General features: G+C 38.8%; 1 protein-coding gene and 1 rRNA gene. Both read left to right on the top strand.

Translation table 11 applies throughout. The features are described from left to right. Positions 1 to 108, top strand: a 5S ribosomal RNA gene (gene rrf, locus ACFX4H_RS26790); the annotation flags it as partial. A 162-nt stretch (positions 109 to 270) separates the two neighbouring features. Further along, positions 271 to 1,122, top strand: coding sequence for a tyrosine-type recombinase/integrase (locus ACFX4H_RS26785; protein ID WP_377436616.1), 852 nt, complete (start codon positions 271 to 273; stop codon positions 1,120 to 1,122). The last annotated feature ends 154 nt before the right edge of the window (positions 1,123 to 1,276 follow it).

The following is a 1,276-nucleotide window of genomic DNA, read 5'->3' as shown; positions in this document are numbered from 1 at the left end:
CGATAGCGAAGAGGTCACACCCGTTCCCATTCCGAACACGGCAGTTAAGCTCTTCAGCGCCGATGGTAGTTGGGGGTCTCCCCCTGTGAGAGTAGGACGCCGCCAAGCAATGTTTATCACATCAATTAGGATTCATAAACCCGTATAAACAGGTTCAAATCCTATCTACGTATTCTAAACCTTAGGATTATCCTAAGGTTTTTTTGTATAAATTCCACAATTCGTTGGAAAGGCTTATTAATAGCATAATTTTGGTAGGGGGCTTCTCGAATGACCAGTAAAGAAGAAATCCTGGACAATAAACAAATTCTTCATTCTTTTGCGAAATGGTTAATGGGTCAAAATAAATCCGATGGTACGATTAAAACCTATGTGGGAGTCATCTCCCAGCTTCTTCAATGGTTTAAAGATGAGGCGAAAGAGATTGAAAAATCCCACGTCCAAACCTATTTAGACGATATGGAACAGTCAAACAAGAGTGGAGGAACGATTGAAAAACATTATTCAGCCATTACCATGTTTTCCAGGTTCCTTGATAAACCCGAAATCGTCCTCAACATCGATCGTAAAGCAAAGGAAAAGAAAGAAGATCCGCCAAAAGCCCTGAACATGCTTGAGCAAGCTGCGCTCTTAAAAGAAATCGAGGCCTCTGGGCATTTCAGGAATATTGCTATTGTCTACACAATGATTCATACGGGTATCCGGGTATCCGAACTTTGTGATTTGAACCATAGTGACATTCAAAAAGAGGGAGAAAGGCAATATATCCTCATCCGGGATTCAAAAGGTGATATAGACAGGAAGATTCCACTCTCCTTGACTGCTAGTGAAAAGATCAAGGCATACAAGGAATTTTTAAATATGGAAACGGAAGCCATCTTCATATCCAGTGTGAATCAACGCATAACGCCAAGGTCCGTGCAATATATGCTGACTAAATATAATGCGACTCCCCATAAGCTGCGAAATACGTTTTGCCAAACATTAATCGATAAGGGGATAGACCTTCAAACCGTTTCAAAATTGATGGGGCATAAAGATTTGAACATGACCAAACGTTATATAGGAGAAGGAAAAGAAGAATTGGAATCAGCCATTGAAAATACTTTTGATAATTTGTAGGATTCGGAATACTTAACGATATACAAGAAGTTTTCCTTCATAATATAAGTTACAATAGTACGGGGAATTTCTTGCTGATGATTTAAAAATAGCATTTCTTTTATAAAGTGTAGGCCTTTTAAAGGACAGATTAAAAAGACTAGGAATTTTTAAG

Origin of the sequence: Peribacillus sp. YIM B13477 (assembly GCF_042787955.1) — a bacterium.
In the GTDB taxonomy this organism is placed as follows: domain Bacteria; phylum Bacillota; class Bacilli; order Bacillales; family DSM-1321; genus Peribacillus; species Peribacillus frigoritolerans.
This window is presented reverse-complemented; position numbering and strand designations above follow the sequence as displayed.

What these genes read in the sequence shown, in the direction of transcription:
- ACFX4H_RS26785 (WP_377436616.1), top strand. Translation starts at nt 271, where the DNA reads ATGACCAGTAAAGAAGAAATCCTGGACAATAAACAAATTCTTCATTCT.